The sequence below is a fragment of the Pectinatus cerevisiiphilus genome (assembly GCF_004341685.1).
Taxonomy (GTDB): domain Bacteria; phylum Bacillota; class Negativicutes; order Selenomonadales; family Selenomonadaceae; genus Pectinatus; species Pectinatus cerevisiiphilus.
Genome location: NZ_SMAA01000002.1, coordinates 207,863 through 226,247, shown reverse-complemented (window position 1 = coordinate 226,247; position 18,385 = coordinate 207,863). Strand labels below are relative to the sequence as shown.

General features: G+C 38.5%; 16 protein-coding genes. 7 read left to right on the top strand and 9 right to left on the bottom strand.

Features of this window, described 5'->3' with window-relative positions:
- Positions 1-273 precede the first annotated feature (273 nt).
- A protein-coding gene (locus EDC37_RS02160) for an IS3 family transposase (RefSeq protein WP_132547446.1) occupies positions 274-1,445 on the bottom strand; the annotation gives its coding sequence in 2 pieces (ribosomal slippage) (positions 274-1,193 and positions 1,193-1,445; 1,173 coding nt in all).
- A 364-nt stretch (positions 1,446-1,809) separates the two neighbouring features.
- Here EDC37_RS02160 and EDC37_RS02155 point away from each other — a divergent pair.
- Genes EDC37_RS02155 through EDC37_RS02140 form a run of 4 tightly spaced genes read left to right on the top strand, consistent with a single transcriptional unit; the run spans position 1,810 to position 5,993 of the window.
- The gene (locus EDC37_RS02155) at positions 1,810-2,700 is read left to right on the top strand and encodes a carbohydrate ABC transporter permease (protein WP_231040145.1); all 891 of its coding nucleotides are present in this window, start codon (positions 1,810-1,812) and stop codon (positions 2,698-2,700) included.
- Positions 2,697-3,506, top strand: coding sequence for a carbohydrate ABC transporter permease (locus tag EDC37_RS02150; protein WP_132547442.1), 810 nt, complete (start codon positions 2,697-2,699; stop codon positions 3,504-3,506). The genes EDC37_RS02155 and EDC37_RS02150 overlap by 4 nt, the downstream gene beginning before the upstream one ends.
- Positions 3,507-3,524: 18 nt before the next feature.
- The gene (locus EDC37_RS02145; RefSeq protein ID WP_132547440.1) at positions 3,525-4,886 is read left to right on the top strand and encodes an ABC transporter substrate-binding protein; all 1,362 of its coding nucleotides are present in this window, start codon (positions 3,525-3,527) and stop codon (positions 4,884-4,886) included.
- Between the two features lie 15 nt (positions 4,887-4,901).
- Complete coding sequence (locus EDC37_RS02140) at positions 4,902-5,993, top strand: ABC transporter ATP-binding protein (protein WP_132547438.1); 1,092 nt, start codon at positions 4,902-4,904, stop codon at positions 5,991-5,993.
- Here EDC37_RS02140 and EDC37_RS02135 read toward each other — a convergent pair.
- On the bottom strand, positions 5,976-6,707 hold the full coding sequence (locus EDC37_RS02135; RefSeq protein WP_132547436.1) for a glycerophosphodiester phosphodiesterase: 732 nt from the start codon (positions 6,705-6,707) through the stop codon (positions 5,976-5,978). The genes EDC37_RS02140 and EDC37_RS02135 overlap by 18 nt on opposite strands.
- Positions 6,708-7,459: 752 nt before the next feature.
- Here EDC37_RS02135 and EDC37_RS02130 point away from each other — a divergent pair.
- From EDC37_RS02130 to EDC37_RS02120, 3 genes are read left to right on the top strand one after another with little or no spacing between them, the layout of a single operon-like run.
- The gene (locus tag EDC37_RS02130) at positions 7,460-8,446 is read left to right on the top strand and encodes a glycoside hydrolase family 130 protein (protein ID WP_231040146.1); all 987 of its coding nucleotides are present in this window, start codon (positions 7,460-7,462) and stop codon (positions 8,444-8,446) included.
- A gap of 43 nt (positions 8,447-8,489) precedes the next feature.
- Positions 8,490-9,521 carry a nucleotidyltransferase family protein gene (locus EDC37_RS02125; protein WP_132547432.1) on the top strand — a complete coding sequence of 344 codons (1,032 nt, stop codon included), beginning with the start codon at positions 8,490-8,492 and terminating at the stop codon, positions 9,519-9,521.
- A 41-nt stretch (positions 9,522-9,562) separates the two neighbouring features.
- Positions 9,563-11,752 (top strand): glycosyltransferase family 4 protein, encoded by a 2,190-nt coding sequence (locus EDC37_RS02120; RefSeq protein WP_132547430.1) that lies wholly within the window; start codon positions 9,563-9,565, stop codon positions 11,750-11,752.
- Positions 11,753-11,782: 30 nt separating this feature from the next.
- On the opposite strand, the gene EDC37_RS02115 is transcribed toward EDC37_RS02120, so the two are convergent.
- The 7 genes from EDC37_RS02115 to mrdA form a co-directional block, all read right to left on the bottom strand.
- Positions 11,783-12,403, bottom strand: coding sequence for an epoxyqueuosine reductase QueH (locus tag EDC37_RS02115; RefSeq protein WP_132547428.1), 621 nt, complete (start codon positions 12,401-12,403; stop codon positions 11,783-11,785).
- A 17-nt stretch (positions 12,404-12,420) separates the two neighbouring features.
- Positions 12,421-13,461, bottom strand: coding sequence for a Holliday junction branch migration DNA helicase RuvB (ruvB, locus tag EDC37_RS02110; RefSeq protein ID WP_132547426.1), 1,041 nt, complete (start codon positions 13,459-13,461; stop codon positions 12,421-12,423).
- A 16-nt stretch (positions 13,462-13,477) separates the two neighbouring features.
- Positions 13,478-14,482: a lysylphosphatidylglycerol synthase transmembrane domain-containing protein gene (locus EDC37_RS02105; protein WP_132547466.1), complete on the bottom strand. Its 1,005-nt coding sequence runs from the start codon at positions 14,480-14,482 to the stop codon at positions 13,478-13,480.
- A 100-nt stretch (positions 14,483-14,582) separates the two neighbouring features.
- Complete coding sequence (gene minE / locus EDC37_RS02100) at positions 14,583-14,873, bottom strand: cell division topological specificity factor MinE (protein WP_132547424.1); 291 nt, start codon at positions 14,871-14,873, stop codon at positions 14,583-14,585.
- A 13-nt stretch (positions 14,874-14,886) separates the two neighbouring features.
- Positions 14,887-15,675: a septum site-determining protein MinD gene (gene minD / locus EDC37_RS02095; protein ID WP_132547422.1), complete on the bottom strand. Its 789-nt coding sequence runs from the start codon at positions 15,673-15,675 to the stop codon at positions 14,887-14,889.
- A 12-nt stretch (positions 15,676-15,687) separates the two neighbouring features.
- Positions 15,688-16,347, bottom strand: coding sequence for a septum site-determining protein MinC (gene minC / locus EDC37_RS02090; RefSeq protein WP_132547420.1), 660 nt, complete (start codon positions 16,345-16,347; stop codon positions 15,688-15,690).
- A gap of 143 nt (positions 16,348-16,490) precedes the next feature.
- Positions 16,491-18,341, bottom strand: coding sequence for a penicillin-binding protein 2 (gene mrdA / locus EDC37_RS02085; RefSeq protein WP_132547418.1), 1,851 nt, complete (start codon positions 18,339-18,341; stop codon positions 16,491-16,493).
- Between the last annotated feature and the right edge of the window lie 44 nt (positions 18,342-18,385).

Sequence of the window (18,385 nt, the reverse complement as noted above, 5' to 3'; positions counted from 1 at the left end):
TAATGTGCAAACATATATGAAATGCCGCTAACCCTTGTAACTACAATACAGGATTAGCGGCATTATTGCTATACACTATTTGATTGATCGCTTACATTTTATCTATACTTACATTCATAATATCTGATTCTTGAAAAAGGAACTGTCGCACATAAAAATGTACACAGTTTCTTTTTTTTACAAAAAATTTCTCTCATATTTCAAAAGAATTTTTAAAGGAATTGATAGTAGACCCTCTCTACTTTTTAAAATATTCCAATTGTTTTGTAATGGTCAAGCATTTTTGTAACACTTTAGACTACTTTCACTCTTAAATCTCGCTTCAAATGGAGTCATGTTATGGTTATAGGAATGGGGTATCCTGTGGTTATACCAAACATAAGCAAAGTCACTAACGGCTTGATCCAATTCTTTCTCTGAATGATAATAGTGTAAATTTAATTTTTCATTTTTTAATGTATTATAATATCTTTCCATCGGGGCATTATCATAGGGATAACCAGCTTTACTCATACTTTGTGTAATCTTCATCGACTTGCAGAACTCAACAAATTCTTTCGAAGTAAATTGCGACCCTTGATCACTATGGAGTAGTAATTTATTTTTTATAGTCGGTTGGGAAGCAATTGCTTTTTTTACGGTACGAATGGCAAGGTCACTGGTTATTTCTTTCCCGTTAATACTTGCGACAACACTGCGATCATAAAGATCTATTATGGAGCAATTATAGTACTTGCTGCCATCTGTCAAAAACAGGTAGGTAAAATCAGTACACCATTTGGTATTCTTATTGTTAGCAGTAAAATCTTGGTTGAGTAGATTTGGAAAAATTTTATGGGCATGTCCTCTTACATATCCCGGCCTTTTACGTCTTACGACCGATTTTAAACCTAATTCTTTATTCATATATTTATGGATTGTTGTCTTACTTAATTTTATAGCTTCGTGTTCTAAAAATACACGCATCATGCGGTGTCCGATTACACCCTCCGTATCATGATATAGTTGGACAATTTTATCCTTAATAGCACTTTTCTTACGGCGATATTTACTTTTTTTATCTTTCTTGAAATTGTAGTAGGCATTTGGACTTAGCTTAAATTTTCTCAGCAGCCATCTAAGCCCAAATTCAAAATGATAATGTTGAATAAATCGATAAACTCTTACTCGATTTCCTTCGCAAAGAATGCCGCGGCTTTTTTTAAGAAGCGATTTTCCTTTTCTGTTTCTTCTAGCTGTTTTCTGAGTTTGAGGTTTTCTTTCATATAGTCATATTCATTTTTATTGTTTGGGTTTATTTGGCATTCTTCGCGATAGGTTCTTATCCATTTAGAAATAGCTGCTTTTGATGCACCATATTCATCGGCTAAACTTTTTAACGTCCTTCCCTCTTCTAAATGCAGGCGAACGACTTTTTTCTTGAATTCTTCTTCGTAATGTGTCATTTTTCTCTCTCTTTCTTTTATAGATTTATTGTAATCTATTAGACAGAGGTGTTACAACTTCACTATACCACGACATTTTAAGATGATTTCTAATGTCAGTAAAATTAATAATATATTAATTCTTACGTAACATGGTAATTTTATGGACATTGCCTATATTAATCTACAATCATTCTTTAATTTATTTAAATTTTCTTATGTATCATATATTTTACTTAGTAGACTTATATATAAACAAAATCTGCATCACCGACCCCAAAATTTAATGATTTTTTAACACTAAAATAACACCTCCAGCAGTATAATGTGGTATTTTCAAATTAGTCCAATAAAATCCACACAGAAACGTCGAGGTGACAAATTATTGATCGCACAAACTAAAAATGCCTTTGGTGATTCTAAGCAGGCACTGCTTTTTTTATTGCCCTCATTGCTATTGTTTGCTGTTTTTACATTCTATCCATTATTCGCTTCAATAAAATTAAGCTTATATAATACCGATTTAATGGGACAGGCAAGCACTTTCGCTGGTTTTCAACATTATGTAGACATGTTTTCTTCACCACAGTTTTTTCAGAGTCTATTGGTGACATTATTGTTTACATTGTACACAGTAATACCCGGCATATTGCTTGCCTTATTTTTAGCATGTACAGTAAACCGTCAATTAAAAGGCATTGCAATCTTCAGAACGATTTTTGCCTTTCCGCTGTCAATAGCAGTGGCAGGCGCTTCCATGATTTTTATGATGATGTTCAACCCCAGCTCAGGTATTTGTAATTATTTTTTACAATTATTTCACCTGCAAGCAGTTTTTTGGCTGTCAGATCCTAAATGGGCACTTATTTCCATAGCGATTATTAATATATGGCGGAGCGTCGGTTTTAACACTATCGTGCTACTCAGTGGATTGCAGACAATTCCTGAACAGATTTACGAAAGTGCACGCATTGACGGAGCTGTTTCATGGCGGCAATTTATAGATATAACGCTGCCCTTGTTATCACCAACATTATTTTTTGTATTTATTGTATCGGTTATTAACTCGCTGCAAACTTTTGGTGAAATCAATATTCTAACGCAAGGTGGTCCTGTCGATGCCACAAACGTTATCGTTTATTCAATTTACCGGGAAGCATTCTTCAACACCAATTTTAGTTATGCCAGCGCAGAATCAATTATTCTCTTTTTTATGATTTTATTACTCACATTGCTGGAATTCCGTTTTTTGGAAAAAAGGGTGTTCTATAAATGAAAAAATATTTACATTATCTGCTTTTAATAGTGCTTGCAGTCATCATACTGGCACCATTTTTATATGCACTTGTAGTCAGCTTTGAATCAGCAGAAGAAACACTAGCTTTTCCACCTGTACTGCTTCCCGCGCATCTAGCAACTGACAGTTACTCCAAAGCATTGGCAACAGCTCCTCTTCTTTCTTTCATCGTCAACAGTTTTGTAGTATCCCTTTTAGTCACCGCAGGACAGATTATAACATGCAGTTTGGCTGCATACGCGTTTGCTTTTCTAAAATTTCCCTGCAAAAAAATCTTATTTATTCTCTTTTTGTCTACCATGATGATTCCTGCTGAAAGTATTATTATTCCCAATTATTTTACCGTGCGCAGCCTGGACTGGTTAAACAGCTACCAAGGTTTATCCATTCCCTTTATGGCCTCTGCATTCGGTACTTTTTTATTAAGACAATACTTTCAGACATTACCCAAGGAAATATATGAAGCCGCCAGAATGGATGGTTGTGGACGGCTGCGTTTCTTTTTGACAATGGTCTTGCCATTATCTAAACCGGCATTAGCGACTTTAGCCGTGTACGCTTTTCTCACTACATACAACCAGTACATGTGGCCTTTACTGATAACAAGCTCCGATAATATGCGCACAGTCCAAATTGGCCTGGCTATGCTGCAATGGGATCAGGGAATATCATGGAATACTACAATGGCCGGTATCGTAATTGTTTCTCTGCCGACCATTTTATTACTGATATTGGGACAAAAACAATTAGTTAAGGGTTTGACAGCAGGTTCGACAAAAGGTTAATTAAGGAAGGTACATAATATGAAAAAACATTTTATTTTAGGTAAAGTTTTTACCCTGATTTTTATGTTGATAATCCTCTTATCTGTCGCTGGCTGCGGCACAAAACAAGAAGCTGCCGGTAATGGTAAAGAACCGACAAAAATAGTATTTTGGTATGCGGTAGGCGGTAAAGTAGGCGAAGCTACCAAGACACTCGTGGACCAGTTCAATAGTACACACCCAGATATTAAGGTCGAAGCTGTATTCCAAGGAGATTATGATTCGGCTATCAATAAATTGAAACAAGCTATACCGTCAAAATCTACTCCAAACGTAATGCAGGTTTACGATATAGGAACACGTTTCATGATTGACAGTAAAGCTGTGGTTCCTGTACAAAAATGGATTGACAAAGAAAACTTTGATATGTCCAGCTATGAAAAAAATATTTTGGCTTATTACACTGTTGACAATCAATTATATTCCATGCCGTTCAACACATCTACACCGATACTTTATTATAATAAAACCATGTTTAAGGAAGCTGGCCTTGATCCAGAAAATCCACCAAAAACCTTTGAAGAAGTGGCAGCTGACGCACAAAAACTCACTGAAAAAGATGCCTCTGGTAAAGTCACAAGACCAGGTATGGCACTTGCCATTTACGGCTGGTTTTTCGAACAATTTCTAGCAGAACAAAATTCCCTTTACGCCGACAACGGTAACGGTCGTGATGCTATGGCTACAAGTGCAGCATTTAATTCTCCCGAAGGTAAGCGAGTTCTTGATTGGTGGTCAGGTATGGTAAAAGACGGTAGTGCTGTAAACATGGGCCGCAAAACAGCTGATACCATGAAAGCTTTTGTTTCCGGCCAGACAGCAATGACCATTGATTCCACTGGTGTATTAGGCGACATAATGGATGGTGTAAACGGAAAATTTGAAGTAGGTACAGGCTTTATGCCACATCCTGCCGGAGCCAGTAACGGTGGTGTAATTATTGGTGGTGCTTCCTTATGGATGATGGCTGGCCACAGTGATGCTGAAGAAAAGGCGACATGGGAATTTATAAAATATATGACCGCAGCTAAACAACAGGCTTTCTGGCATATCAAGACGGGCTATTTCCCTGTCACAACAGCAGCCTATGATGATGAAGACTTGAAAAAATATGAAGCACAGTATCCCCAATTTAAAATTGCCATTGACCAGCTGCACAATACTCCTGTAAACCGCAGCACTCAGGGTGGCTTGCTCGGTGTCTTTACCCAAGCCCGCCAAGAAATTGAAAGTGCTATAGAACATGTTTTAGACGGACAAGCTTCCTCTGAAGATGCATTGCAAAAAGCGTCTGACACTGTAAATGAAGCAATTTCCCGCTATAACGCATCAGTCAAATAGAAGGGATAGCAATCGATGTCAACCATAGAATTTAAACAAATCAGCAAAGTATATGCCGACCACACTGCTGTTGCCCCCTTTGACCTTACTATCGCAGACGGAGAGTTCCTAGTTCTTGTAGGTCCTTCCGGCTGCGGTAAAACTACAACATTGCGGATGTTATCAGGTTTAGAAATGCCTTCCAGCGGGCAAATTTTTATAGATGGAAAAGAGATCACACATGTAGAACCCAAAGACCGTGATATAGCCATGGTATTTCAAAATTATGCATTATATCCGCATATGACCGTATACGAAAATATGGCCTATGCCCTAAAATTAAGAAAAGTCGATAAAAAAACTATACAAACTACCGTTAATAAAACTGCTGCCATGCTTGACCTGCAAAAGCTTTTGGACAGGTACCCGCGCCAATTATCAGGTGGGCAACAGCAGCGCGTAGCATTAGGACGGGCAATCGTACGCAAGCCAAAAGTTTTTTTAATGGATGAGCCGCTCAGTAATCTGGATGCCAAACTACGTGTACAAACTAGGACAGAATTAATCCAGCTGCACAACAGGCTAAATGCCACCATCGTCTATGTTACCCATGACCAAATAGAAGCAATGACCATGGGCACGCGCATTGTTTTAATGAAGGATGGTATTATCCAACAAATAGGCACTCCTATGGAATTATACAGGAAGCCAACAAATCGTTTTGTCGCTGGTTTTATTGGTATGCCGCCAATGCAGTTTTTAAGTGGAAGCATAAAAAAAGAAGCTGATTTTATAATCTTCCAAGGGGAAAATTGCAGGCTTAAACTGCGCGGTGAATGTCAGTCATCAGGTGATGTCTATTTGGGCATACGGCCTGAAAACTTAAAACTCAGCAGCAAAAATCAGTCTTCTATAATTAAAGGAACTGTAACAGTAATAGAAAATATAGGTTCAGAAGTAATAGTCCATTTGACGGTTGGACACGAACAGTTGGTCGCAAAAATACCGGCAGCAACAGAACCGCCCCTTCAGGGAGATTCTGTCACAGTACTGCCGGACGAAGCACCAATCCATATATTCGACAAAGCAACGGAAAAAACCATTGCCAGATTATATATTGCGCCTTAACCAACGGTCAGGATAATCACTAAATATGCCGGTAAGCGGAAACTCGCTTATAAATTTAAATTCTTCCTCAGTATTTATAGTATAACAATTAACGCCGATACCAAGTTCCTGGGCAGCCTCGATTGTTTCACGGTCGAGATAGTGCCAATGGGGATGAAGGTAGTCGGCGTTAATTGCTTTTACTTGTTCCAAAACATTCATTGGTCTTGAATCGTATAGCACTCCAGTCTTAAATTTACTATCTAGTTCTTTGATCTTATATAAGGATGGATGATAAAACGAAGAGATTAAAATGCGGTCATAAATATTAAAACCAGCTGGTGCCAGACTTTTTATCGTCGTGACAAGCTCTTTTTCTATTCCCTGATAAACTACCGGCCCATTTTTTATTTCAATATTCAATAACAGCGGTGTTTTTACATACCACAAAAAGAACTCTTCAAACGAAAGAATTTGTTCTCCTCTATATTTTTCATCAAACCACTTTCCAAAATCAAATGCTTTTAACTCACTAAGGGTAAAATCACGAATCCAGCCGCTGCCATTACTGGTACGATCTATATTGTGGTCATGGCAAACAACCAATTGTCCATCCTTCGTAGTATGTACGTCCAGTTCAATACCATCAGCTTTTAAAGCAAGTGCCTTTTTAAAAGCAGCCATAGTATTTTCCGGGGCATAGCCACGGGCACCTCGATGTGCGTATATTATCATCCTAAACACTCCTTTTACTCCAATGGCATTCATCATTTTAGCAGACATGACTTAAAGCCATCACCACATAATTCCAATCATTTTATTTGTTACTATCTAATATTTTATAGTAATTTTTTCTAGAAGTCGATAGCAAATACAGTATTATATCTCAACTAATAAATCCCCAAAAGATTCATTTATAAAAGACAAATTATTCTGCCAGATGGAAAAATTTACATATACATACGATCATAATTTAACACATGTTTTTAAAATGATTTTTTCGCACGATAGATCCAACATTCAACTTGTGCATACATGTAAGTTGACAATTGCAAATAATAAGCATAAACTATATTTATAAGTTGTTTTATCACTATACTCTATTTTTACAGATACTGGTGGTTGTTATTTGATAAGGTTACTTACGGCAGCAGTAGATGATTATCATTGATATTATTTATTGGTGCTTATATGCACGTTTACATACACAACTTTTTCCCATCTTTATATTTCATCGCCCACTGCCTGAAACAAAAACATTGCTTATATAACGCTGCCTTATTCTAATTGCCGATATCTGAACATGACGCCGGCAATTATTTTTTTACCCTTAATACTTTTAAGTTTTAAATAAATGGTTATCTGTTTACACAATTCCAATTATTTATCCTTTTAAGTGTTAACAGCTAATAAATAATTTAATTTTTTTAACGACACTTCAACCTATAACATGATGTGCCCTGTTAATGAACCAGGAGGGAAAAATATTGAATCACTTTGAAACGCGTTTAAAATCAGGAGACAATACCTTTAAGGAAATTTTTCATCGATACCCTTATAATCCAATATTAATGGCTAAGGATTGGCCATATCCTGTCAACGTTGTCCTAAATCCAGCAGCTACAATGTTCAACGGTAAAGTTTTACTGCTTGCCCGCGTAGAAGACCGGCGTGGTTTTTCACATTTAACAAAAGCAATCAGCGATGACGGTATCAGCAACTGGATAATTGACAAAAGCCCCACACTTTCTCCTAATCCGGCTAATCCAGAGGAAGCATGGGGAATTGAAGATCCACGCATAACTTACATAAATGAATTAAAAAAATATGCTATAACCTATACTGCCTATTCTGAATGTGGCCCAGCAGTAAGCCTTGCTTTTACTGATGATTTCGTAAATTTTGAAAGGATGGGACCAATCATTCCTCCCGAAGATAAGGATGCTACCTTGTTCCCCCGCCGTTTCGGCAAACGCTGGGTATTAATACATAGACCATCTGCACACGGTGCCAACATATGGGTATCATGCTCAGAAAACCTAAAATACTGGGGGGACCATAAGGTTCTCATCAATTCACGTGGTGGTAGTTGGTGGGACGGCAGTAAAGTAGGAATAAGCACACAACCTTTGGAAACACCAAAGGGTTGGCTAGTCTTATACCATGGTGTGCGGGAAACTGCTTCCGGTTCACTTTACCGCTTGGGTTTTGCACTGCTTGATCTGGACAATCCGCTTAAAGTCCTTCATCGAAGTGATGAATGGGTATTTGGTCCGCAAGAATACTATGAAAAAGAAGGCGATGTCCGTGATGTAGTATTTCCTTGCGGTTGGGTTCTAAACCCTGACAACAATAAAATAAAAATGTATTACGGGGCAGCTGATACTTGCATTGCTTTAGCAACAGCATCACTTGACGATATCCTCGCTTATATCGAAACCTGCCCTGTGCCAGAAGAACGTTATTTAAGATAAGGATTCGGTGAATTTATATCCATATAATAAGGAGGTAATAAATATGCAGGCACTATTTTTAGCTGGCGGTAAAGGCACTAGGCTTTATCCATTGACTTATGGAATTCCTAAACCAATGGTCCCCATTATGGGGTGTCCTTTACTAGAACATAACATGAACATTTTGAAATTGTATGGCATAAAAGACATCATTCTTAGTGTATGTTATAAGTCAGCATATATAAAGAACTATTTTGGCAACGGCTCTGCCTTTGGCCTTAATCTAAAGTATGTAGAAGAAGATTCTCCATTAGGGACAGGTGGTGCTATAAAAAACTGTGAACGATATCTAAAAGATACTTTTTTTATATTTAATTCTGATATTTTAAGCAACATAAATTATTATGAAATGTTAAATTATCATAATAAACAAAAGGCCGCTGTGACAATAGCAGTAACTCGCGTTGACAATCCATCCTCATATGGTGTAATTAACTTTGATAAACACGGTTATGCCACGTCCTTTTGCGAAAAACCATCAGCTGATAACATCACTTCGCATTTCATAAATGCTGGTGTATATATTTTTAATGCTAAAGTATTGCAAGAAATTCCTGCCGGGAAAAACGTATCAATTGAAAAAGAAATCTTCCCCAAGCTCTTGGCAGAAGGACAAAAGATAGCAGTTTACAAGGGCTGTAATTATTGGCTTGACATCGGCACACTGGAAAAATACGTGCAAGCCAATCAAGACGGCTTTATTGGAAAATTATTTTTACCAAATATGAATTTCCGCCAGCAATCAATTTACAGCCAGCCTAATACAAAAATAAGCAAATCAGTAATATTACGCGGGCCTGTTTATATCGGTGAAAATGTGCAAATACAAGCAAACACTGTAATAGGCCCACGAGTTATATTGGGAAATAATACCGTTATCGGTAAAGGTAGCAATATCTCCGATAGTATCCTCTGGAACAGAATTCAAGTCAAAAATGAAATAAAAATAGACCGTTGTATCATAACTGATGAAAGTATTGTCAAAAATGCATCGCATAACAATATCATTACACCAGAATCAACAAGGCCAATTTAATATCATCCTAAATTATTGTTGTATAAAAGGAAGTTTTTAAAATGAATGATCTAAACATTGCTTTTCTCAGTACCTATCCGCCCAGAAAATGCGGTATAGCAACCTTTACCCATGATCTATTCCGTGAATTACAAAAAAACCCGCATATTCATCCACACGTCATTGCCATAAGTGATGACAAATATGTTTATAATGATGATGTCATTTTTGATCTGCCTCAGCAAAATAGGGAAAGTTACATAGATGCGGCAAAAAAAGTAAACGAGTCTACTCTTCAACTTATTGTAATAGAACATGAGTATGGCATATTTGGTGGCAGTAATGGTGAATATTTACTTGATTTTATTAATGCTCTCCAAAAACCAATAATAACTACTCTCCATACAGTCTTGCCGCACCCTAATGAAAAACAAAAAAATATTTTGGAACTATTATGTAAAAAAAGTGAAAAAATAATAATCATGGCCGAAAATTCACGTCTGCTCTTGCAGAACGTCTATCATGCCAACCCGGAAAAGATAGAAAAGATACACCATGGCGTACCTTATTTCGATGTTCCAAACCGCACAGCATTAAAAAAACAGCTAAAGCTGGAAAACAGAACTATAATAAGTACTTTCGGCCTGTTGAGTCCAAGCAAAGGCCTTGATTATGGCATCAAGGCTGTATACAAAACCGTGCAAAAATATCCCAATGTTTTGTACTTTATCTTAGGCCAGACCCACCCTGTAATTAGCCGCAAATACGGTGAAACCTATAGGGAATCTTTACAAAAACTAGTCAGCGAGCTTCATCTTGAAAACAATGTTACTTTTATAAATAAATACCTGTCCAAGGAAGATATCGTACGTTGGTTAAAACTTTCTGATATCTATATGACCCCATATTTGGGAAAAGGACAGGCCGTCAGCGGAACCCTCGCTTATGCGGCGGGGTACGGTAGAGTAATAATCTCTACACCTTATCCATATGCGAAAGAAATGTTGGCCGATGGTCGTGGCTTGCTGGCTGGTTTTCAAGACAGCGATGCCTTAAGCGATTGTATCAATTATCTAATTGAACATCCCCAAAATAAAAATCTCATGGAAAATAAAATGCTATTCTTTGGTAAAAATATGCTATGGCATTATGTTGCCGATCATTATGCCAATTTATTCAATACTGTTTGTCATGATTTTAAAATTGCCGCACTGGCTTATGATAATAATTTAGCTTTTACTTTTGACAGCTACCTTCTGCATATGACAGATGATACAGGTATATTCCAGCACTCCTTATATGCACTCCCTGATCCTTCTGAAGGCTATACCAGTGATGACAATGCACGAGCTCTAATCATGGTAGGCCTGCTGTACAGTGATACTAAAGAGCAGAAATATCTCAATTTAATTATAATATACCTACGATTTCTATTATATGCCCAAAAGGATGGGTGGTTTGGTAATTTTATGGACTATGACCGCCATTTTAAAGAAATACATGGTTCGGAAGATTGTTTTGGTAGATGTGTATGGGCATTGGGCACTATCGTATCATTGACAAACTTACCATCTTCCGTACGTACAGCCGCAGATAAGATGCTCAACCGTACAATAAAAAATTATCCGTCCTTAACATTTTTACGTGCAAAGGCGTATTCTTTGTTAGGTCTTGCCCATTGGCATAATACAGACAAAACGCGTAGCATTATTGATAACTTATCTCATGATCTTTACACCGCTTACAATAATAATACCGATAAAAACTGGCGATGGTTTGAAAATAACATGACATACTGCAATGCTGTTTTGCCTAACGCAATGCTCACTGCCTTTACTATCAATAAAAATGAACATTATAAAGCCGCCGGCTTGGACAGTTTAGATTTTTTATTAACAAAAACAATCATCAATGACACCTTTTCACCTATAGGTTGTAAAGGTTGGTTGCAAAAGGACATGCCTGCCGCCCGTTTTGACCAGCAGCCAGTTGAAGCCTGTGCTACGTTACTCGCCTGTCTTAAAGCTTATAACATAACGCATAAGGATATTTATAGGCATTATGCCCAGATATGCTTTGCTTGGTATACCGGCAAAAACGTTTCGAACCTTTCTCTCATTGATGCTGAATGTGGTGGTTGCTATGATGGCATAACGGCAGACGGGTTAAATAAAAATGAAGGGGCGGAAAGTCTAATTGCCTGGATAATAGCTAATATAATGATGCAAAGAACATCTAAACCAAACAGCTGATTTATATGGTTTCCTATTCATGCAGTAAACCTATACATTATCCATAAGTATTTTCTGTTCACGTAATTTTTTCATCTTTTTTTTATTCTCTTTTTTCCATCTGTTGTTATAACGTTCTTCTTCACTGAAAATACAACCGCAATAAGGTTGTCTATATAAATCAAGCTCCTTACAGATTGTCACGCCTTCATCCCAACCAACACGAAAGTCTTCATAAAAGAACGGAATTTTTTCTGCCTGGGCAATCTTTTCAGCCACTTCTTTCATGACATCATGCAACTGATAGGGGCTTACAAATAATGTCGAAGTAAAAGCATCAAAACCGTTTTCTTTGGCATAAATTGCGGCTTGGTGCAAACGCCACGCATAGCACATACGGCAGCGCGGCTTTTCGGTCAATGTTTCTTCACGTTTTTCCGCTGATAAAGCCCTGCGCAAAAATGTTCTGAGATCATAATTTTTGTCAACAGCAATATCAAGTCCTACTTTTTCAGCAAATTCCACTGCTGTATCCAGCCGCCGTTTAAATTCCTTATACGGATGAATATTCGGATTAAAAAAATACCCTGTCAAGACATGCCCGTCAGCGCGTAACTTACGCACCGGATAACATGAACATGGGCCGCAGCACATGTGCAAAAGTATTTTCATATATCTAACCTTCTCTATTACTTTTCATCAAATAATTTTTCCTGCTGGCCGCCGTTATTTGGCATATCTATATTCATATGCTTATACCCCAATGTGGTTACTACACGTCCGCGCGGTGTCCGATTAATAAAACCAAGCTGAAGCAAATAAGGTTCATATACATCTTCAATGGTATCACGTTCTTCACTTATTGCTGCTGCCAAGGTTTCCACTCCCACCGGACCACCACCAAACTTTTCGATCATGGTCATAAGCATACGTCTGTCGATATTATCAAGACCTGCTTTGTCTACCTCCAGCATAGCCAGTGAACGGTCGGCTATTTCATCGGTTATGACCCCATCGCCTTTTATCTGCGCAAAATCACGTACCCGCTTTAAAAGCCGATTGGCCACACGCGGGGTTCCACGTGACCTGCGTGCAATCTCCGCGGCACCCCTATCCTCTATTTTAATGTTCAAAATTTCTGCTGATCTTTTAATAATATAGACCAATGCTTCCGGTTCATAATATTCAAGACGGGAAATAACACCAAAACGATCTCTGAGCGGTGAAGCCAAAGCGCCAATACGCGTTGTCGCCCCGATAAGGGTGAATGGAGCAATATCTAAACGAATAGAACGTGCTGAAGGGCCTTTTCCTATTATTATATCCAGGGCATAGTCTTCCATTGCGGAATACAACACTTCTTCCACGCTGTGCGACAATCTGTGTATTTCATCAATAAAAAGAACATCTTTTTCTGTAAGATTCGTCAAAAGAGCTGCCAAATCGCCAGACCGTTCAATAGCCGGACCTGATGTCACTCGAAAATTAACACCAAGTTCATTTGCGATTATGGAAGCAAGGGTCGTCTTTCCCAATCCTGGCGGGCCATAAAGTAGTACATGGTCAAGTGCCTCGCCTCTGGACACAGCAGCTTTTATAAAGATTGCCAGATTTTCCTTTGCTTTATCCTGCCCGATATATTCATCCAAGCGTTTAGGACGGAGGCTGTACTGCCATGTATCCATATCATTTTCTGTGCCAGTAATAATTCGGTCTTCACTGTTTTCCATGCCATCCTCCTATCAGCTAACTGTTCTTTTCATTTTTTTTTAAAATAGATTTCCCCAAAAATTCCCTGCCGAAAATTTTTACAGAATAATAAAATCCCACTAAAAAAGGCAGATATTCGGCGAGTAACCGCCATCCTACAGCCACAACCCCGACCGTTCCTCCCGGGGCAATAGTATTAAACAGCAGGATAAATCCACCCTCGGCAATGCCAGACCCGCCCGGAGTAGGTGAAAAATACAAAAACAGATTTAAAAAGATCATCCGTCCCATTACTAATATCCAATTGACATCAACCCCCAACCCCAATAAAAGGAAGGGTACTACAGCGTATAGTGCAATCAAGCTCAATCCGGATATAATAAAAACTTTCAGCATCCCCAAAGGAGATGTTGTCAAAAGTAATATTGCTCTTTTATTATCACGATAAAAGATTATCAGCTTGCGACCTTTTCTATGTGATATACGTTTAGCAATAAATATTGCGACCTTATCAAAATACCCGCTTATCATTGCCCATACTAAAACGGCAATAAGCAAAATAGCGAATATGGAAAAAGCCAGTAAAAATTCATTTGATACCCATGGCAATACACCATCATCACTTAACAAAATAAAAGGCATACAGATAAATAAAAAAGCTATCGAAATAATAGTTCTCACAACTACTATTATCGCCGCTTTTCCCATAGGAATAGCAGCATGCCTCAAAAACATCAGCTGTGCTACTGCCCCTCCCGAAAAACCAGGCGTTAAAAGGGCAAGGAAATAATTGCCAAACACCACTCTCGATACTTGCAGCGGCGTGATTTTTTCACCAGATATTTTAATAAGCTCAGTCAGCCTGAGACCATCCAAAAAAATTCCCATGGCTACGCTAAAAAGGGCTGCCGCAATCGACCAAGGTTTAAAATCGAGCAAATTTCTCAATGTATTTATATCTACGGTAAAATATATTACACCGTAAGAGATAATCCCCACCAACGACAGCAATACTATAAGGCGTTTATAAAACATTTGAATCTCCTTAATTATTATGGAATACTGTCTTTGCAACTTCGTAAGAAATGGCCTTTTGCTTATTAACAAAAGGCCATTTTTCCCGTCTATTATTATAAACCAACTATCTATGCATATTCCGTGAAGACATAATCTGCGGTTTTATTCTTTTTACCGGTATATTGGCTAAAAGTGCTACTGAATTCTCATCATCCGACAAGCTGATTTCCATATCATGCTGATTTATATCCATATAATGTGAGATTACTTTTATTATATCGTCTTTTATATGATTAACTATTTCAGGCGAAATATTCGCCCTATCGTGTATAAGCACGATACGTAGGCGATCCTTGGCTATTTTTCCTGACGGCTTATCATCGTGTCCAAACAGTTTCATAACAGCCCTCAACATGGGATATACCTCCTCATACATGTAATATCTGTTTTATTTTATCAAACAATGTCTTTTTCCTAAAATTAAGAAATGGTATCTGCTCGCCACATATACGTCCCACAATATTATTATATGCCTGACCAGCTAAAGATTTCTTATTAGAGATCACGGGGTCGCCTCTATTAGTGGATATCACTACCAATTCGTCATCAGGGACCTGTCCTATACAGTCTATAGCCAAGATATCATTTATATCTTCCATATCCATCATATCGCCAGCGTCTACCATATGGCTTCTTATTCTGTTTACAATAAGCTTAATATGTGATTTATCCGCACGGTTCAGTTCACCGATAATTTTATCTGCATCACGTACTGCAGCGACTTCAGGCATCGTTACTACAATGGCATAATCGGCCGCTGCGATCGCTGTTTTAAAACCTTGTTCAATACCTGCCGGACAATCAATGAGTATATAATCAAATTTGCCGCGCATTTCATTGCATACGTCAATAAGTTGTTGTCCATTTATCGAATTCTTATCGCGTATCTGCGAAGTTGGCAGCAAAAAAAGCGTTTCGTATTTTTTATGCCGTACCAACGCTTTTTTATACGGAACACGTCCTGTTACCACATCAACCAAATCATACATTATACGATTTTCTAAGCCAAGCAGTAAATCAAGATTTCTAAGCCCCGTATCAGTATCGATGAGCACGACTTTATTGCCTCTTTTAGCCAGTCCAACACCGAGATTAGCGGTAGTCGTAGTTTTTCCTACACCGCCCTTTCCCGATGTTATAACTATTACTTCACTCATATACCCTTCCTCCTACCGGCTGCTAATTGCCTCTAAAACTATCTGTCCATTACTAATGTAAGCCTTTTCAGGATAGGGCGCATCTGACTTGGACATCCATTTGTCCGGTGCACGTGCCACCATATCAGCGATTCTGATCTGCATAGGGATAAGATGGTCTGCTGTCACTACTGCCTCCATATTACCGAAAGCACCAGCGTGGACTATACCCCTACACGATCCCCTGACGTCAATATTACCACCCGCAATTATCGCCGCCCCTGGATTAACATTGCCGTTAATAACAATTGAACCGTCAGAGATAACTTCCTGTCCGTTCCTTATCGTCTGGTTTATTATGGTGGTTTTTGTTTTTCCATCGCTTCCCGCTGCATTGGCATTCTGCGCGGTACTTCCTTCCACTTGTGGAAAAGCTTGTTTACCCGTTTCCTTGTCTGTATTGATATCTTGTAAGACCAATCCGTAAGTAGAAAAAATATTTCCCAAACTTTGTTTTTGGGCTTTATCCAGCCAGTTAGCTTCAAGCTGAATTACTGTTCCCTTTTGGAAAAAGTTAAAAGAAGAATCGAGTTTTTGTTTTATTAAATTTTCAATTGTGGGAAAATCGACCGTATTTGCTAAAACCAGCTTTAATCCCGATCGACTTCCTTTAAATACAACTTCTTCACTCATTTTATATATACATCCTGCTGTCTGCTATTTATTACGGTAACCTCTGCTCACCTTATTGTTTGTTCAATTAAGCAAACCAAAAATATTCCTTTAAGTCTAATTCGCTTTACCCAATACATATTCCTGCCTTTACTTTACTTTTCTTAAGGAGTAACTTTTACTCCCAATTTCATTGCATTATTATCAGCAACTGCCGGTACCTTTAACGGATCGATCAAAGGTGGTTCAGGCACCAGATTAAAAGCAGCTTCCAATATGGCTTTACCGATTGGTACAGCAGATTGTGCCCCATAACCGCCATTTTCTACTATAACCGCGACAACGACACTAGGGTCTTCAAACGGTCCATAGGCCACAAACCAACCATGGTCAGCACCATGTGAATTTTCAGCCGTGCCTGTTTTCCCCGCAATATTTATAGGAAAAGAGCCACCAAAAAAAGATGCTGCTGTACCAACTTTTGTTACTTCAAAAAGACTTTGCTGAATAAGTTTTATAAAGGTAGGATCAACACCATCCAGCTTGCCCGTGACAACCGGGTCAAAATGTTTATAAACTGATCCATCAGGATTTGTGATCTCATCTACAAGATAAGGTTTATAACGTGTTCCACCATTTGCCACCTGGCTCATAACTGATGCTGCCTGAATCGGAGTAACAAGGTTAAAGCCCTGGCCAATAGCCGCATCAAGTGTTTCTGACAAATACCAATCCTCTTTATAAACCTTTTCCTTATATTCCTTGCTGGCTACCAATCCGCTTGCTTCATACGGAAGGTCAACACCTGTCTTTTCACCCAGGCCATACAATCTTGCATATTTAGCAAGCGTGTCTATCCCAACACGATTGCCCATTTCATAGAAATAAACATTATCTGAATGCGCCAATGCTTGTTCAAAATTCAGCAATCCCAATGCTTCTCCGTCTGCATTACGTTTTGGTACAAGCCAATATACCCCTGGGTCAAATATTTCTTCCTGCGGAGTGACTTTGTGCTCATTCAGCGCAGCCGTACCCGTAACTATCTTAAAAGTAGAGCCTGGTGGATATTCACCAGTTATCGCCTTATTATCCATCGGATGATAAGGATTATTATTGACCTCGCTCCAGTCTTTTTCTGAAATTCCCTTGGCAAATTTATTAGGGTCAAAGGATGGTCGACTGGATATGGCCAATATTGCTCCTGTTTTTGGATTCATGACGACAGCTGCCGCCGCATTCGCATGTATTTCATTGAGTCGGTCATCAATAGCTTTTTCTACTGCCAGCTGTAAGCCCATATCAATTGTCAAATGGAGGTCTTTACCGGGAATAGGCTCTTTCTTGCCCAAAATCTGGACTGGTTTCCCCGTCACATCAACTTCGACCTGTTCACCGCCTGCCGTTCCGCGCAGGTACTCATCATAAACTTTTTCTAAACCGAATTTACCTATTGAATCACCCAGCTTATAATTATCCTCTGCTGTGTGTTTCTTCAGTTCATCCTCATTTATTTCACCAACATAGCCAAATGTATGCGCACCTATGGTCTTATAAATATAATCCCTGATCGGCTGCGCCTCAACGACAACACCCGGATACTTCTCTTTTTGTTCCTCAATAATAGTCCAAATTTCAGGGCCTACATCTGTCTTTAAACGTATCGGGTCAAAACCCCTGTGTTTTTGTATTTTATCTTCAATTTCACTTTTATCCATTTTTAATAGGGCTGATAGATTATCTATAAGCTGCGGCTTTATTTCTTCTTCAAGCGGCAAAATTGCCACCGTAAAACCAGGCTGGTTCATTACCAATGGATTGCCGTTCTTGTCATACATAGTGCCACGCGGTGCCAAAGTAGGTATTATCCGTATCCGATTTCCCTCGGCCTGTTTTCTATAAAAATCGCCTTGATATATCTGCAAATATCCAAGCCTGATAATCAGCACCAGTATAACCAAAATTGACGCAATGGATAAAGCTTTTAATCTTTTAAATATATCTCTCGATTCCAAGCTGTTTTCTCCCTGTATTTATTAATTAAGACACCCTCAAAGGT